This window comes from Leisingera sp. CC-HEC096 (assembly GCF_059429235.1).
The window spans coordinates 3148297-3162827 of record NZ_JCAIJS010000001.1; the positions used below are offsets into that span (position 1 = coordinate 3148297).

Below are 14531 nucleotides of genomic sequence, written 5' to 3' on the forward strand. Positions count from 1 at the left end.
TGCGCGCAGCCATTGGCCGCCGGATTGTTCGCAGAGTTCCACTTGGTGGTTGCGTTCAAAGAAGATGCCCGCGGTAAAGGCTACTGCAACAAAAAACACAAGCCGTATCAACCGTCCCATCGGCGGCCTCAGCGGGTTTCAAGCGGCAGATCCGCCATCCGGCTTTCCCAGCCTTGTTCCTCCAGCTCCGGCGTGTCCGAGAGGCGCTCCGGGTAGCCGATGCAGAAATAGCCGATCAGCTGCCAGCCTTGCGGTGCGTTCAGATCGCTGTTCAGCTGCTCCGGGTCAAGCACCGAGACCCAGCCCAGACCCAGCCCTTCGGCGCGCAAGGCAAGCCAGAACAGGGTGATGGCGGTGACCACCGAATAGCGGCGCATCTCCGGCATGGTGGCGGCACCCAGGCCGTGGCCCTGGGCGGTTTCGTCGTCGCAATAGATGGCCAGCTGCACCGGCGCGTCGCGCATGCCGGAGAGCTTCAGCCCGGCATAGCGTCCGGCGCGCTCGCCGGAATATCCCGACAGCGCCTCGGCATTGGCTTTCTCGAAATTCTTCAGCGCAGCGGCGCGGGCGGTTTCGCTGTCCACCCGCAGGATGCGCCAGGGTTCGCTCAGGCCCACAGACGGGGCGAGCGGAATGGCGGAGAGGCAGCGCATCAGCACTGCCTCCTCCACCGGATCTGAAAGGAACCGGCGCACGTCGCGCCGGAGCCGCATCAGCAGATCAAGCTGGCTGCGGAACTCTTCGGGAAAAGCGCCCCGCAGCTCCACGGAATTATTCCGCGTCTGCAGCTGCTTCGGCGGCTTCAGCAGCCTTTGCAGCTTTCTCTTCTGCACGCTCCTGGGCTTTCTTGCCCGGGGTGCCTTTTTTCGGGTTGCTGCGCTCGGCCTTCTCGCGGACGCCGGCTGCTTCCAGCATGCGGGCGATACGGTCGGTCGGCTGGGCGCCCTGGTCGAGCCAGTACTGCACGCGCTCCATGTCCATTTTCACGCGCTCTTCCGAATCTTTCGGCAGCAGCGGGTTGTAGGTGCCCAGCTTCTCGATGAAGCGGCCGTCGCGCGGCATGCGGCTGTCAGCAGCCACGATGCGGTAGAAGGGACGCTTTTTAGAGCCGCCGCGGGCCAAACGGATTTTCATTGCCATGGGTACATCTCCTTTGATGGCGTTGTCCGGGGTATGCCCCGGTTGTTCCTGTTGTTTTTGTTATTCTTGGTGTTTCTTGTGGTGGCGGATAACTTCATCAATGATGAAGTTCAAAAATGCCTTGGCGAATTCAGGGTCCAGATCGGCCTGTTTTGCCAAGTCTTCGAGCCGTGCGATCTGCGCCGCTTCGCGGGCCGGATCGGACGGGGGAAGGTCGTGTTCGGCCTTGAGCCGGCCCACCGCCTGGGTGTGCTTGAACCGCTCGCCCAAGGTATAGACGAGGATCGCATCCAGGCGGTCGATGCTTTCGCGGTGGCCCTTCAGCAGCTGGGCTGCGCGGGCAACGGGATCTTGGATATCTATCGTCATCAGGGTCTCCGCAATGCAGCAGGCCGGGGGGCCGCCAAGGGGGTGCCGCGCGTGCAGCGGGTGTGCACCACCTGTGCACCGCCGCAGTGCAGCGACATGGTATCCGCGCGCTGGTCAGTCAATGGCCCAGCCCTCCGGTTTGAAGAGGGGGTCCGCATAATGGGCAATTTCCATGTCGATGCCATGCGCGGTCTGGCTGTCCTTCAGGGCGTCCGGGGCGGGGTGGCGGTAGACCGCATCGTTGCCGTCGATGGTGGCGGCCTCGTGGTCCTTCTTGGCGCCGAGCCGTTCCGCGAGCCGGATCGAGTCGAGATTCTTGGGGTCGATATAGCTGACCGCAGTCTCCCAGCCCAGATTTGAATAAAAATGTCCGCGTGCGGCGTGCGCAGCCTCCAGCGCATAGCCCTTGCCGGCCGCACCGGGCCAGATGATCCAGGCGATCTCGCGCTCGGGCCAGCCTGCGGGCTGCCAGCCGCCGGCCATGCCATAGGTCTCGCCGCTGTTCTTGTCGTGGATCATCCACATGCCAAAGCCGCGCACCTGCCAATGGCCGATCTCGGCGGCATAGAGCATCCAGGCCTCGTAAGGGTTCAGCGGCCCACCCATGAAGCGGGAGCGGTAGGAGCTGAAAGTGGCCTTGAAGTCCGGGTAGTCCTGCGGCTCGGGGCCGCGCAGGATCAGGCGGCGGGTTTCGATCACCGGGATGTCAAACGGCATCAGCGCGCTCCTTCCACGGGAAGGGCGCGGCCGGGCCGGGATATGGTCCGGTGCAGGCGCATCAGTGCAGCATACCCCGTGTAGCCTGCGGGCCGGACACGCGGGGCGGCGGCATATGGCGCCAGGCGCGGATGTTGGGCGCGGGCTGCAGGCGGAAGGAGACCGGTTTTTCCGGGCGGGCGCCGACGCGGCGGGCCAGTGCGATGGAGGCGTCGTTTTCCTCCGGCACGTAAGAGACGATCGTGTCCCAGCCGGCCTCGGAGAACAGCCAGTCGAGCACGGCCTGCGCCGCTTCGCTGGCATAGCCCTTGCCGCGGCCCGGTTCCATCAGATGCCAGGACAGTTCCGGTTCCGGCCAGCCCTTGGGGAACCAGGGGCCGACGAGGCCGACGGTCATCCCGGTGCTGCGTTCGACCACGGCAAACAGGCCGTAGCCGTGCAGGTGCCAATGGCCGATGATGGTGGCAATCGACCACCACAGCGAGTCGGGATCGTTTGCCGCATCAATGAAGCGCGGCGCCCCCGCGTCGAGGAAGGCGGTATTGGCGTCAAACTCCGGATCGGCCGGAGAAATCAGCATCAGCCGTTTGGAAACAAGCCGCGGATACGGCTTCTGCGCATCAGTCATCTTATACCCCTCTGCCCGGGCGGCGGGCCGCCCGGCAAAATTTTCACCCATCCGGCGAAAGAGTATCGGGGAGACTGCGTAATATTCTGTTAAACGGACCGCCGTTGCCGCCGCCGCGCCAGCCTGGTTCCTGCAAATTTGATGGAAGCTCATGCGTATGCCTCCATCCCGCCGTCGCCATCTTGCAGCAGGTGGCGGTAGACCAGAACCTTTGAGACAAAGGCGGCTTCGGCAGCGGTGTCGCGCTGCGCGCCGGACCGTTCGGCAGCTTTTGCGGACCGTAGGTTGTCCGGGTCGACGTAGCTCACCAGTGAGGGCAGCTCCAATGCGGTCAGCGCAAAGTCCCGCACGGCTGCAATGGCCTCGGCAGCCAGGCCCTGGCCCTCGAAACCGGCGGTGAGAAGGTAGCCGAGCTCGTGTTCGCGGTCGCCGTATTCCATTCCGGCAGAGAAGAAACCAGCGACAACGCCCGATGTCCGCTGCTCAGCCGTCCACATGCCGGCTCCGCGCAGCTGCCACCCTGCAGTATACTGGGTGAAATCCAGCCATGCGCTTTGCCGGCTGAAGGGGCCGTCCATAAAGCGGGCGCGGTCTGACATCAGAATGGCAGCATAATCCGGGAAGTCCTCCAGCCGGGGCGCCCGGAGCACCAAGCGCGCAGTTTCCAGCTGCGGCACGTGGCTGCTCAGCTGCTGCGCAAGTGCAGCAGCCGCGCCGGAGGCTGCGGCCTCCCAGGGATATGTTGCCCTGGTGGTCACTTCTTCTTGCCGAAGCCGCTGAGGCCTGCGGGCAGGCCCATGCCGCCACCCAGACCGGGGAGGCCGCCGGGCAGGCCGCCTTTGCCGCCCATCGCCTTGGCCGCCGCTTCCAGCGCCTTGGGGTCCATCTGGCTGGGGTCCATGCCGCCCATGTCCGGCATGCCGCCCTTGCCGAACATGCCTTTCATGGCCTGTTTCAGCATCTTGCCTTTGCCCATCTTGCCCATCTTCTTCATCACATCGGCCATCTGCCGGTGCATCTTCAGAAGCTTGTTGAGGTCAGACACTTCCATGCCGGAACCGGCCGCGATGCGTTTCTTGCGGGAGGCCTGCAGCAGGGCGGGGTTGGCGCGTTCCTTCTTGGTCATCGACTGGATCATGGCGATCTGGCGCTTCAGCACCTTGTCGTCCATGCCGGCGTCCTGCACCTGCTTGGCCATTTTGCCCATGCCGGGCATCATCGCCATCATGCCTTCCATGCCGCCCATCTGGAGCATCTGTTCAAGCTGCATCTTCAGGTCGTTCATGTTGAACTGACCCTTCATCATGCGCTTCATCATCTTTTCGGCCTGTTCGGCCTCGATGGTTTCTTGGGCCTTCTCGACCAGCGCCACGATGTCGCCCATGCCGAGGATGCGGCCGGCGATGCGGTCGGCCTCGAAGGTTTCGAGCGCGTCCATCTTCTCGCCCAGGCCGACAAAGCGGATCGGCTTGCCGGTGACGGCGCGCATGGACAGGGCGGCGCCGCCGCGGCCGTCGCCGTCCATCCGGGTGAGGACCACGCCGGAGATGCCGATCTTGGCGTCGAATTCCTCGGCCACCTCAACGGCAACCTGGCCGGTCAGGCCGTCAACCACCAAGAGGGTCTCGCGTGGCGAGACCACATTGCGGACGTCCTCGACCTCCTGCATCAGGGTCTCGTCGATGTGCAGGCGGCCCGCGGTGTCGAGCATGTAGACGTCATAGCCGCCGAGCGTTGCCTGCTGCTTGGCGCGTTTGGCGATGTCGACGGGTTTCTGGCCGGGCACGATCGGCAGGGTGTCGACGCCGATCTGCGCGCCGAGCACCGCCAGCTGGTCCATCGCCGCCGGGCGGTAGACGTCGAGCGAGGCCATCAGGACCTTCTTGCCCTCTTTCTCCTTGAGCCGCTTGGCGAGCTTGCCGGTGGTGGTGGTCTTGCCGGAGCCCTGCAGGCCGACCATCAGGACCGGGGCGGGCGGGTTGTCGACCTTCAGCTTGCCGGGGTCTTCGTCGCCGCGCAGCACATCGACCAGCGCGTCGTGCACGATCTTGACGACCTGCTGGCCCGGGGTCACTGATTTGGTGACGGCCTGGCCGGTGGCCTGCTCCTGCACCTTCTTGACGAAGTCGCGGGCAACCGGCAGCGAGACGTCCGCCTCCAGCAGCGCGACGCGGACTTCGCGCAGGGCGGATTTCACGTCCTCCTCGTTGAGGGCGCCCTGTTTCGTCAGCCGGTCAAAGACGCCGGAAAGGCGTTCGGATAGATTTTCAAACATGCCTGCGGCCTCCTGATGCCGGTTTCAACTGTGGCGCCCCCGTATGTAGGGGACAAGCGATCCATGCGCAAATGCCCGCCGGTCCTCGTGTCCGTCATGAGGGCAAACCAAACGGGTTTGCCCCCACGGGCGTAACACGCTGGTGGGGGGCGATCCCTGGCACGGGCAGGGACCGGAAGACTCAGATCTCCCGGATGTTTGGGCAGGCGTTACGCGGATTGGCCACCGGAGTCAACCTTTGCAGGGCCGGCGGCAGGCAGCCAAGCATTGATCGCCTCCGCCAGCCGATGCGGGCCGCGACCGTTGGTGTAGGCCTCGGCCACCGGGTGGCGTCCGGCGCTCATGCCGCTGTCCAGCACCAGAACGGGGCGGTAGAGCGTGCGGCTGCGGCCCTGGCTGCGGCTGGTGGTGCTTTCCACCTCGGCGTGGGACAGGTCGGCGAGGTGATGCTCCACCTGGCTGTAGCCGAACACCGACTGGCGGCGGATCACGATGCGGCCACCGGGGCGGTCGAGGATCACCTGCACCCGGCGCACGAACAGGCAAAAGGCGGCGAACCCCATGCCGCCGCCCATGGCGGCAAAGCCCAGTCCGAACCAGAGGCTTTCACCGCCGGTGCTGGCAGCGCCGAGACCGGCGCCAACGAAAGCCAGGATAAACAGGGTAAGCGCAATGCCGATGAACCACGGCGTGTCTGCCAGGATCAGCTGTCCGGGCGTGTTGCGGGTGATTTTCATGGCTTCAGCTTACCCTTGGGGAGGCTGCGGTTCAGGGGAAACTCGCGGCTTGGCCGTCAGATATGAGCGGCAAGCAGCGCAGCTGCGCCTTCTGCGCGCTTGACTCGGAGGGGGTGGCTTGGCCAACATCGGGAGGTTGGCCCACAGCCGCACTCACAGGCAGGGCCTGCCCGGAGGGGCATCGAGGCAGATCTTCAGAACAGGCATGATGCGCGAACCTTAGCGTCCGCGGCCGTAGGCGGGCAGCCGCATCAGCTATGGGAGGATCTGAGAACATGCGCGTTTTCACTATTCTGGGACCGTCGCAGTCCGGCAAATCAACGCTGGCCACGGCGCTGGCCAATCTGGACAGCGCCGCCGGCAAACGGCAGGAGGCTGCAGGCGTCGCCGCTTTGCAGCCTTTTTCATTTATGGGCGAGGACTGGGCCGCGATCGACATCGCGGGCGGGGCCGACAATCTGGCGCAGGCGGGCCCGGCACTGGCCGCCAGCGACGCTGCCGTCATCTGCGTGCCGGCTGACGCCGGCGCTGCGGTGCTGAGCGCGCCGTACCTGCGCAAGGTGGAAGAGGCGGGGATCCCCGCCTTTATTTTTGTCAACCGCATGGACCAGGCAACGGACCGGGTGGCGGAGATTGTCGCCGCGCTGCAGGCCTATTGCAGCCACAACATCATCCTGCGGCAGGTGCCGATCCGCGAGGATGGCCAGGTTGTGGGTGCTGTGGATCTGATCTCCGAGCGCGCCTGGCAGTACCAGGAGGGCAAGCCCTCGGCGCTGATTGAGCTGCCGGTGGCGATGTATGCGCGCGAGCAGGAGGCGCGGACCGAGCTGCTGGAAGCGCTGGCGGATTTCGATGACACGCTGCTGGAGGAGCTGATCGAGGATCAGAAGGTGATGGCGGAGGAGGTTTACGACGTTGCCACCAAGGTGCTGCAGCATAACGATCTGATCCCGGCCCTGATGGGATCGGCCGAGCACAAGAACGGCATCCTGCGGCTGATGAAGTCGCTGCGCCATGAGGCGCCGGATGTGGGCGCGGCGCTGGAGCGGCTGTCGCAGGATGGCAAGGTGGTTGCGGTCGGCTGCATGGCGGATCTCGTCAAGCATCTGGGCAAGACGGTGATGGTGCGGGCGCTGGACGGCAGTGTCGGCAACGGCGTGCCGGTGGGCGGCGCGGCGCTGGGGTCGCTGACCGGTGTCGGCTCGGCGGCCGTCACCCGCCTGACGCCCGGGGACGTGGGGCAGGCGGTGAAGTCTGACCATTTGAACCTGGGCTATGCCTATGGTCCGGACGGGACGGCGCCGCTGCCCGGCTGGGCGCAGCCGCGGCCCTCGACCTTCCGGCGGGTGATCACTCCGGTGCATGAGAAGGACGACGCGCGGCTGTCGGGCGCGCTGGAGCGGCTGGCGGAGATCGACCCGGCGCTGGTGGTCGGGCAGGAGGAGGCCAGCGGCCATGTGCTGCTGAACCTGCAGGGGCCACTGCACATGCGCCGTATCAAGCAGGCGTTGAAGGACGAGTTCGGGGTCGAGGTGGAGGAAGGGCCGGTGCCGCCGGCGCTGCGCGAGACCATCAAGAAATCCGTGCAGGTGCATCACCGCCACCGCAAGCAGTCCGGCGGCGCGGGCCAGTTTGCCGACGTGGTGATCGAGGTGAAGCCGCTGCCCCGCGGCAGCGGTTTCTTGTTCGAGGAAACGGTGAAGGGCGGCGCGGTGCCCAAGAACTATATCCCCTCGGTCGAGGCCGGTGCGCGCGAGGCGCTGGCGCAGGGCCTCAATGGCCATCCGGTGGTGGATGTCTGCGTGACGCTGAAAGATGGCAAGCATCACTCGGTGGACAGTTCCGACTATGCCTTCCGCACCGCCGGCAAGAACGCGGTGCGCGAGGCTCTGACGGAGGCGGGCGCGGTGCTGCTGCAGCCGATCATGCGGGTGCATATCCATGTGCCGTCGGTGTTCACCGGCGGGCTGGTGCCGGTGGTGAGCGGCATGAAGGGCCAGATCCTGGGCTTCGAGGCAGAGGACGGCGTCGCGGGCTGGGATGTGTTCGAGACGCTGCTGCCGATGTCGGCGCAGGATGAGCTGTGCAACACGCTGGCCAGTGCCACCCGCGGCACCGGCTGGTTCAGTACCGATTTCGACCACTACGAGGAGGCGCGAAGAGCGGATTTCGCTGAGGCGTGAACCGGCGGGGCGGTGGGCGGAATCGCCCACCCTACGGCTGGTTTTGCGGGGTGGGCAATTTGCCCGCCGCCTGGCGCACCGCCTTGCCCACCATCTGAATTGGCGCAAAACGGGGCGCAGGGGGCGGAACAGCTCTTGCGTCCCGCGGCTGTTTTCTGTGATCTGCGCAGCAACCCGGCACGGACTTGCGGAGTAATATCATGGATGCCTCATCGGCCTATCAGGACAGCCTGCCTGTCTCCTCGGATGCGCTGCTGAAGCAGCTGGACGATTGGGGCATTGCCTACCGGCTGCACACCCATGTGCCGTTGCGCACGGTGGAGGACGCCAAGGGCGTTGAGGCGCAGTTCATGGTGCCCGGCGAAAACGCGCTGCGGCTGAAGAACCTGTACCTGCGGGACAAGAAGAAGCGGAACTATCTGGTGACGCTGCAGCAGGACCGGGAAATCGACCTGAAAAGCCTGGGCGCGGAGATCGGCGTGGGCAACCTCTCGTTCGGCTCAGCCGACCGGCTGCTGGAGAACCTCGGCATCCGCCCCGGCGCGGTCAGCCCGCTGGCGATGATCACCGGCGTGGAGAAGGGCGTGACCTTCTACATGGACGCGCAGGCGCAGGAGGCGGATGTCATCTATATGCATCCACTGGTCAATGACCGCACCGTGGCGATGAAGCGCGATGATGTGATGGCGTTCTTTGAGAAGACCGGCGTCGAGGTGAACTGGGTCTAACCGTCCCTTTCCTCCTCCAGCGCCAGATCCAGCGCTGCGGCCACATGGGCGGCGGAGGGGTTCACGAACAGGAAGCCGCCGGCCTCGAAACTGACGTCGTCGATGTGATCAGGGAAGGCCAGCGGCAGCTCGGTGCAGGCCAGCAGGATGGCGGTGCCGGGCTTGGCGTGTTTCGTGCAGAAGCGCAGCAGGCGGGCTTGCGCGCCACTGGACGCGCCGCCGTAGAAATCCTCGTCGATCATGGCCTGCATTTCGGCGATCTCAGCCTCCGGCAGGGGGTCGTTGGCGCTGACGCCGTGTTCGGCGAGCACATTGGCATAGTTGCGGGCCTGCATGGTGACGGCAGTGCCCAGCACCAGCGCCTGCGTGGCGCCGGTTTCGGCGGCGGCCCTGGCGGTCGCGTCGAAGATGCTGAGGATCGGCATCATCACGCCCTCCTGTATCGCATGCAGCCGGGCGTGCGGGGTGTTGGAGGCGATCAGGGCGAAGTCGCAGCCCGCGCGCTCCAGCGTCAGCATCGCCTCGCGGAAAACGGCGTCGAAGGCGGCCCAGCTGGCCTAGTCTCCCGGGCGGCCGCGCAAGGTCCGGGTCTGGGCTTGCACCACGGATTCGATGGTGATCGGCGGCACCGGCAGCGGAGAACCTGCACCGCGATCTGCAAAGAACCGCCCGGCGCCTTCGCAGATGGCGCGATAATAGTCGATGGTCGAGGCCCAGCCGACGCCGCCGAGAATGCCGATCTTCTTCATCAAATTGCCCGCCCTTGAAATGCCGATAGGGGCAGACTGGCACGGCGGCGGGGGGCTGCCAAACGTAAAAAGCCGCCAGCTCTCCGCGGGGAGGGCTGGCGGCGTTGCTGGGATGCCGGGGATCAGGCAGCCAGGGCTTCGATCTGGGTTTTGGCCTTGGCCAGGGCGCCGTCGGCGTCGATCGACATCGCGTCGGCCGCCACGATCTCGACATCGGTGATGCCGATGAAGCCCAGCACGTGGCGCAGGTAGGTGGTGGCAAAGTCGATGTCGGAACCGGCTTGGGTGCCGCCCGAGGCCATGACGATGATGGCGCGCTTGCCTTCCAGCAGGCCGACGGGGCCGGTTTCATGGTACTGGAAGGTGAGGCCAACGCGGGCGACCAGGTCGATCCAGGCCTTCAGGGTGGAGGGCACCGAGAAATTGTAGACCGGCGAGCCGATGACGATGGTGTCGGCCTGCTTCAGCTCCTCGACTAGCGAGTCGGAGAGGGCGAGCAGCTGTTTCTGTTCGTCTGTGCGTTGGTCCGCGGGGGTGAAGTTGGCCCCCACCCAGGCGCCGTCCAGCAGCGGCAGCGGCGTGGCCAGGTCGCGGCGGATCACTTGGTCAGCGCCAAGGCGGCTGACGATCCGGGCCGAGAGGTCGCGGGTGACGGAGCCCTCGATGCGGGCGGAGGAGTCGATATGGAGAACGGTGCGGGTCATTTTCAAGTTCCTGAGCTTGTTGCTGGCAGGAATTTGGGGTATTGCAAATTTGAACGCAACGCCGATGAAATCACAGCATTTGTGCACTGGCGCGCAGTTTGGCTGACAGGGAGACTGGCATGGAAAACTGGGATGAAGTCCGCACCGCCTATCAGGTGGCCCGCATGGGCACCGTCAGCGGCGCGGCCGAAGTGCTGGGGGTGCATCATGCCACGGTGATCCGCCACATTGACGCGATCGAGGCGCGGCTGGGGGTGAAGCTGTTCCAGCGCCATGCCCGCGGGTATACGCCGACCGAGGCCGGGCAGGACCTGTTGCGGGTGGCTCAGGCGACGGATGATCAGTTCAGCCAGCTGGTCGGGCGGCTGAAGGGGCAGGGCGATGATGTCTCCGGTGAGCTGGTGGTGACCTCGCTGGCGTCGTTCGCGCCGATGATGGTGCCGGCGCTGAAGGAGTTCCAGGACATGCACCCGGGGCTGATCATCCGCTACCTGACCGGCGACCGGCTGTTCCGGCTGGAATATGGCGAGGCGCATGTGGCGGTCCGCGCGGGCAATGCGCCGGATCAGCCGGACAACGTGGTGCAGCCCTTCATGCAGCAGCAGATCGGGCTGTATGCCGCCAAGTCTTATGCCGAAAAATACGGGCTGCTGAAGGGGGTGGAGGATATCCCCAATCACCGCTTTGTCGGCCAGGACGACGAGAGCAGCCGGGCACCGTTTTCGCGCTGGCTGCGGGCCAATGCGCCGGCTGAGGCGATTGCCTTTCGCTGCACGGATGGCTTTACCCTGAAGTCCGCGGTGCGCAGTGGTGCGGGGATCGGTTTCATGGCGGCCTGGGAGGCGCGGCAGGAACCGGATCTGGTGGAGATGATGGCACCGCAGGAAGAATGGGCAGGCACCCTGTGGCTGGTCACCCATGTGGACCTGCACCGGACAACCAAGGTGCAGGCCTTCCTGAAGTTTCTGAAGGAGCAGGTCAAGGATTGGCAGCTGTGAGCGAGGCGCTGCGCGGGCATCTGGCGATGCTGATGTTCTCGGCGCTGGTGGCGGGGTCGTTTTCGCTGGGCGTCATGGTGGCGAATGAGATCGCGCCGGCGGCACTGAACGCGGCACGGTTTGGCATTGCGGCAGTGGTCATTGGTGCAGCGGCGATGGCCACCACCGGACTGCGGCGCGCCCATTTCCGCGCGCCGTGGCGGTTTGCGGTGCTGGGCGGGCTGTTCGGCGGTTATTTCGTGCTGATGTTCTACGGGCTGCAGACGGCGGCGCCGGTCAGCGCGGCGGCGGTGTTCACGCTGGTGCCGGTGATGAGTGCGCTGTTCGGCTGGCTGCTGCTGCGCCAGATCACCACCCCCTGGATGGCCGTGGCGCTGGCGCTGGGCGCGGCCGGGGCGGTCTGGGTGATCGTGCGCGGCGATCTGGGCGCGCTGGCGGCGTTCGAGATCGGCCAGGGCGAGATCATCTATTTTTTGGGCTGTGTGCTGCATGCCATCTATACGCCGATGGTGCGCAAGCTGAACCGGGGCGAGCCGGCCGTGGTCTTTACCTTCGGGATGCTGCTGGCGGGCGGCGCGCTGCTGGCAGCGTTCGGCTGGCAGGACATCCTGGCCACCGATTGGATGCAGCTGCCCGGCATTGTGTGGATCGGCCTGTTTTACCTCGCAGTCTGTGCCAGCTCTGCCACCTTTGTGCTGCTGCAATACGCGACGCTGCGGCTGCCGTCGGCCAAGGTGATGGCCTATACCTACCTCACTCCCAGCTGGGTGATCCTGTGGGAGATTGCGCTGGGCCGCGGCACGCCGCCGGGGATGGTGCTGATCGGGGTGGCGATGTCGGTGGTGGCGCTGGTGATGCTGCTGGAGGGCGCGCGGGAGCAGCAGCCTGCGTAAGGGCCGCGGCGCTGCGCCGCTTGACGGAGGTCAAGGCGGCCACGGCTGGTGCAGCTACCATGGCAGACGCAGGAAACGCGCTCAGGTAACAAGGAGCGTCACATGTTCAAACACATCCTGGTCCCGGTGGACCTGCGGCTGCCCGATCCGGTGTCCAAGGCGCTGGACCTGGCGATGGAATTGGCCCGGATCGAAGGCGCGCGCCTGACCCTGGTCAATGTGTACGGCGGCACTCCTGAGGAGACTTACTCCCACGGCGCGGCTCAGGAAGTCATGACCTCTCTGGCCAGAAAGATCGAGAGCAAGATTGCCGGGAAGGCCGGCGGGGTCAAAGTGGAGGGCATCACGGTCCACTCCAACGACGTCGCGGCAGAGGTGGACGGCATCCTGGCCCGCACGGTGGACGAGACCGGCGCCGATCTGGTGATTGCCGGCAGCCATGCGCCGCGGCTTCTGGATTACATCACCACCTCCCATGCCGGGTATCTGATGCGCCATTCCAAAGCCTCGGTGTTTGTCGTGCGCTAGCTATCGGGCTGGGTGTCTTCGGCGTTCAATTCGGCTTCGAGGAAGCGTTCGAAGGCATCCAGGTTCACCGGCTCGAACTGGCCAAAGCCCTGCATCCAGACCGACGCCGCGCGCATGGCGTCGGGCTGCAGCTTGCACCATTTGACCCGGCCGCGCTTTTCCTGGGCGATCAGGCCCGCACGGGTGAGGATCGTCAGGTGCTTGGAAATCGCCGCCAGCGACATCTCGAACGGTTCCGCCACATCGGTGACGGCCATGTCATCCTCAAGCAGCATAGTAAGGATCGCCCGGCGGGTCGGGTCGGCCAGGGCTGCAAAGACAATGTCGAGAGGATCGCTCATGCCTTCACTCCTATCCACAGCCCGGGGATTTGACAATCGGTCCTGAGCCGTCATGGTAGCGCCTTTCAGGCGCGGAGATTGATGGCATGGCATTGAAGTACTGGCTGGTGATTTTCATCCTCGGCATCGGCTGGGGCATGTCGTTCATGTTCAACGCCATCCTGCTGCGCGAGCTGGGGCCGCTCTCAGTGTCCATGGGGCGGGTCGGGTTTGGCGCGCTGGGATGCTGGATCTATGTGCTGGCCGCCCGCAAGAAGGTGCCTGCCGGGGCGGGGCGCTGGCTGGCGCTGTTTGGCTTTGGCGTGCTCAGCTATGCCGGGCCTTTTGCATTCTACGCGCTGGGCCAGCAGCATATCGCCAGCGGCGTGGCCGGGATCGTCAATGCCACCACTCCGGCGATGGCCGTTGTCGTGTCGCATTTCTGGCCCGGGGGAGAGCGGGCGACGGTATTGAAGTCGCTGGGGGTGCTGTGCGGCTTCCTCGGCATCGTGCTGCTGTCGCTGCCGCTGCTGCAGGGCGGCCAGTCGTCGGAGGCCTGGGCGGTGCTGATCACCCTGTGCGCGCCGTTGTGCTATGCCTTCTCGGTCAACATCGCGCGCAGCTTCAGAGACATGGAGCCGGTGGTGCTGGTGGCGATTGCGCTGACCGGCGCCACCGCCGCGATTGCGCCGCTTGCGATCTGGACCGAAGGGCTGCCGCATGTCACGCGGATCGAGACCTGGGCCTCGCTGTTCGTGATCGGCTTCGTGCTGACCTCGGCGGCGTTCATCGCGTTTTACTGGGTGCTGCCCAAGGTGGGGCCGACCAACATCACCCTTCCGACACTCATCGCGCCGGTCTCGGCCCTGTTCCTGGGCACCTATATCCTGAAGGAGCAGCTGCTGGCGGAGCATCTGTGGGGCATGGCGGCGATCCTGCTGGGGCTGTTGCTGATCGACGGGCGGATCGTGCGAATGCGGCTGCCGCGGCGGCCTGTCCGCTAAAATCAACCTTTCGGTTGAATATGGAATCCCGGGCGGTTTGGCTCTAACGGCGGCTGCGGCAAGGCGGCGCGGCCTGTTCTGTTGCAGATTTACCCTTTCATTTTCAATAGCTTATTGTGAATCTGAATCTTCAATCCTTGTAATTGACTCCTTAGCCCCTTGGCCTTAGCACCCTTCACAGAAATTCGCGTGAGGATGGCGCCCGTGACCGACGACGACCAAAAGCAGCGCATGGCGCAGCTGGAGGAGAAGCTGGCGGCGGCGCGTAAGGCCCAGGAGCCCAAGCCGCGCGCGGATGAGCATTATTCGATGGCGAACCTCGCCTGGCGGATGGTGATCGAATTGGTGGCCGGTCTCGCGATCGGCTTTGGCATCGGATACGGGCTCGACCTGCTGTTTGGCACGCTCCCGATCTTCATGGTGCTGTTCATACTGTTGGGGCTTGCGGCCGGGGTGAAGACGATGCTTCGCAGCGCGCAGGAGATCCAGGACAAGAAACTGGCCGATGAGGCCGAAAAAAATGCGCAAGACCGGGACTGATCCGACGGGATCGGCTGC

General features: G+C 65.2%; 18 protein-coding genes and 1 pseudogene. 7 read left to right on the forward strand and 12 right to left on the reverse strand.

From position 1 onward, the window contains the following. Nucleotides 1-128: 128 nt before the first annotated feature. The 8 genes from bluB to AC5STI_RS15185 all read right to left on the reverse strand — a co-directional run bounded on the left by bluB (nucleotide 129) and on the right by AC5STI_RS15185 (nucleotide 5866). Nucleotides 129-767 (reverse strand): 5,6-dimethylbenzimidazole synthase, encoded by a 639-nt coding sequence (gene bluB / locus AC5STI_RS15150; RefSeq protein WP_495447251.1) that lies wholly within the window; start codon nucleotides 765-767, stop codon nucleotides 129-131. Nucleotides 768-771: 4 nt separating this feature from the next. Beyond that, nucleotides 772-1140, reverse strand: coding sequence for a 30S ribosomal protein S16 (gene rpsP, locus AC5STI_RS15155; RefSeq protein WP_039159062.1), 369 nt, complete (start codon nucleotides 1138-1140; stop codon nucleotides 772-774). A 60-nt stretch (nucleotides 1141-1200) separates the two neighbouring features. Further along, complete coding sequence (locus AC5STI_RS15160; RefSeq protein WP_495447252.1) at nucleotides 1201-1509, reverse strand: chorismate mutase; 309 nt, start codon at nucleotides 1507-1509, stop codon at nucleotides 1201-1203. 114 nt (nucleotides 1510-1623) lie between these two features. Next, nucleotides 1624-2226: a GNAT family N-acetyltransferase gene (locus AC5STI_RS15165; RefSeq protein WP_495447253.1), complete on the reverse strand. Its 603-nt coding sequence runs from the start codon at nucleotides 2224-2226 to the stop codon at nucleotides 1624-1626. 61 nt (nucleotides 2227-2287) lie between these two features. Then, on the reverse strand, nucleotides 2288-2854 hold the full coding sequence (locus tag AC5STI_RS15170; protein WP_495447254.1) for a GNAT family N-acetyltransferase: 567 nt from the start codon (nucleotides 2852-2854) through the stop codon (nucleotides 2288-2290). 149 nt (nucleotides 2855-3003) lie between these two features. Next, on the reverse strand, nucleotides 3004-3612 hold the full coding sequence (locus AC5STI_RS15175; protein ID WP_495447255.1) for a GNAT family N-acetyltransferase: 609 nt from the start codon (nucleotides 3610-3612) through the stop codon (nucleotides 3004-3006). Continuing rightward, nucleotides 3609-5129: a signal recognition particle protein gene (ffh, locus tag AC5STI_RS15180; protein WP_495447256.1), complete on the reverse strand. Its 1521-nt coding sequence runs from the start codon at nucleotides 5127-5129 to the stop codon at nucleotides 3609-3611. Before ffh ends, AC5STI_RS15175 begins: the two co-directional genes overlap by 4 nt. A 209-nt stretch (nucleotides 5130-5338) precedes the next feature. After that, nucleotides 5339-5866 (reverse strand): hypothetical protein, encoded by a 528-nt coding sequence (locus tag AC5STI_RS15185; RefSeq protein WP_495447257.1) that lies wholly within the window; start codon nucleotides 5864-5866, stop codon nucleotides 5339-5341. 275 nt (nucleotides 5867-6141) lie between these two features. Between AC5STI_RS15185 and AC5STI_RS15190 the strand changes: the two genes are divergently transcribed. Both AC5STI_RS15190 and AC5STI_RS15195 read left to right on the forward strand, forming a co-directional pair. Next, nucleotides 6142-8049: an elongation factor G gene (locus AC5STI_RS15190; protein ID WP_495447258.1), complete on the forward strand. Its 1908-nt coding sequence runs from the start codon at nucleotides 6142-6144 to the stop codon at nucleotides 8047-8049. A 200-nt stretch (nucleotides 8050-8249) separates the two neighbouring features. Then, nucleotides 8250-8777, forward strand: coding sequence for a prolyl-tRNA synthetase associated domain-containing protein (locus AC5STI_RS15195; RefSeq protein ID WP_495447259.1), 528 nt, complete (start codon nucleotides 8250-8252; stop codon nucleotides 8775-8777). Here the strand turns inward: AC5STI_RS15195 and AC5STI_RS15200 are convergent. The 3 genes and pseudogenes from AC5STI_RS15200 to AC5STI_RS15210 form a co-directional block, all read right to left on the reverse strand. Then, nucleotides 8774-9298 (reverse strand): annotated as a pseudogene (locus AC5STI_RS15200) (aspartate/glutamate racemase family protein); the annotation flags it as partial. The gene AC5STI_RS15195 and the pseudogene AC5STI_RS15200 sit on opposite strands and share 4 nt — an antisense overlap. 36 nt (nucleotides 9299-9334) lie before the next feature. Next, nucleotides 9335-9526, reverse strand: coding sequence for a hypothetical protein (locus AC5STI_RS15205; protein ID WP_495447260.1), 192 nt, complete (start codon nucleotides 9524-9526; stop codon nucleotides 9335-9337). Nucleotides 9527-9648: 122 nt separating this feature from the next. Then, complete coding sequence (locus AC5STI_RS15210; RefSeq protein WP_495447261.1) at nucleotides 9649-10230, reverse strand: FMN-dependent NADH-azoreductase; 582 nt, start codon at nucleotides 10228-10230, stop codon at nucleotides 9649-9651. 119 nt (nucleotides 10231-10349) lie between these two features. On the opposite strand from AC5STI_RS15210, the gene AC5STI_RS15215 reads away from it, so the two are divergent. The 3 genes from AC5STI_RS15215 to AC5STI_RS15225 all read left to right on the forward strand — a co-directional run bounded on the left by AC5STI_RS15215 (nucleotide 10350) and on the right by AC5STI_RS15225 (nucleotide 12649). After that, nucleotides 10350-11228, forward strand: coding sequence for a LysR family transcriptional regulator (locus tag AC5STI_RS15215; RefSeq protein ID WP_475049151.1), 879 nt, complete (start codon nucleotides 10350-10352; stop codon nucleotides 11226-11228). Next, nucleotides 11225-12121, forward strand: a complete 897-nt coding sequence (locus AC5STI_RS15220) for a DMT family transporter (RefSeq protein WP_495447773.1) — start codon at nucleotides 11225-11227, stop codon at nucleotides 12119-12121. Before AC5STI_RS15215 ends, AC5STI_RS15220 begins: the two co-directional genes overlap by 4 nt. A 102-nt stretch (nucleotides 12122-12223) precedes the next feature. Next, entirely contained in the window at nucleotides 12224-12649 is a 426-nt protein-coding gene (locus AC5STI_RS15225; RefSeq protein ID WP_495447262.1) for a universal stress protein, read from the forward strand. Here AC5STI_RS15225 and AC5STI_RS15230 read toward each other — a convergent pair. Beyond that, nucleotides 12646-12990 carry an ArsR/SmtB family transcription factor gene (locus AC5STI_RS15230; RefSeq protein ID WP_495447263.1) on the reverse strand — a complete coding sequence of 115 codons (345 nt, stop codon included), beginning with the start codon at nucleotides 12988-12990 and terminating at the stop codon, nucleotides 12646-12648. The genes AC5STI_RS15225 and AC5STI_RS15230 overlap by 4 nt on opposite strands. Nucleotides 12991-13076: 86 nt before the next feature. On the opposite strand from AC5STI_RS15230, the gene AC5STI_RS15235 reads away from it, so the two are divergent. Next, complete coding sequence (locus tag AC5STI_RS15235) at nucleotides 13077-13973, forward strand: DMT family transporter (RefSeq protein WP_495447264.1); 897 nt, start codon at nucleotides 13077-13079, stop codon at nucleotides 13971-13973. Nucleotides 13974-14177: 204 nt separating this feature from the next. Next, on the forward strand, nucleotides 14178-14513 hold the full coding sequence (locus AC5STI_RS15240) for an AtpZ/AtpI family protein (protein WP_421056299.1): 336 nt from the start codon (nucleotides 14178-14180) through the stop codon (nucleotides 14511-14513). Nucleotides 14514-14531 lie beyond the last annotated feature (18 nt).

Excerpts from the sequence above, each read along its gene's own strand:
- rpsP (WP_039159062.1), bottom strand. The coding sequence starts at position 1,140 with ATGGCAATGAAAATCCGTTTGGCCCGCGGCGGCTCTAAAAAGCGTCCC.
- AC5STI_RS15160 (WP_495447252.1), bottom strand. The coding sequence starts at position 1,509 with ATGACGATAGATATCCAAGATCCCGTTGCCCGCGCAGCCCAGCTGCTG.
- AC5STI_RS15165 (WP_495447253.1), bottom strand. The coding sequence starts at position 2,226 with ATGCCGTTTGACATCCCGGTGATCGAAACCCGCCGCCTGATCCTGCGC.
- AC5STI_RS15170 (WP_495447254.1), bottom strand. The coding sequence starts at position 2,854 with ATGACTGATGCGCAGAAGCCGTATCCGCGGCTTGTTTCCAAACGGCTG.
- ffh (WP_495447256.1), bottom strand. The coding sequence starts at position 5,129 with ATGTTTGAAAATCTATCCGAACGCCTTTCCGGCGTCTTTGACCGGCTG.
- AC5STI_RS15185 (WP_495447257.1), bottom strand. The coding sequence starts at position 5,866 with ATGAAAATCACCCGCAACACGCCCGGACAGCTGATCCTGGCAGACACG.
- AC5STI_RS15190 (WP_495447258.1), top strand. The coding sequence starts at position 6,142 with ATGCGCGTTTTCACTATTCTGGGACCGTCGCAGTCCGGCAAATCAACG.
- AC5STI_RS15195 (WP_495447259.1), top strand. The coding sequence starts at position 8,250 with ATGGATGCCTCATCGGCCTATCAGGACAGCCTGCCTGTCTCCTCGGAT.
- AC5STI_RS15205 (WP_495447260.1), bottom strand. The coding sequence starts at position 9,526 with ATGAAGAAGATCGGCATTCTCGGCGGCGTCGGCTGGGCCTCGACCATC.
- AC5STI_RS15210 (WP_495447261.1), bottom strand. The coding sequence starts at position 10,230 with ATGACCCGCACCGTTCTCCATATCGACTCCTCCGCCCGCATCGAGGGC.
- AC5STI_RS15215 (WP_475049151.1), top strand. The coding sequence starts at position 10,350 with ATGGAAAACTGGGATGAAGTCCGCACCGCCTATCAGGTGGCCCGCATG.
- AC5STI_RS15225 (WP_495447262.1), top strand. The coding sequence starts at position 12,224 with ATGTTCAAACACATCCTGGTCCCGGTGGACCTGCGGCTGCCCGATCCG.
- AC5STI_RS15230 (WP_495447263.1), bottom strand. The coding sequence starts at position 12,990 with ATGAGCGATCCTCTCGACATTGTCTTTGCAGCCCTGGCCGACCCGACC.
- AC5STI_RS15235 (WP_495447264.1), top strand. The coding sequence starts at position 13,077 with ATGGCATTGAAGTACTGGCTGGTGATTTTCATCCTCGGCATCGGCTGG.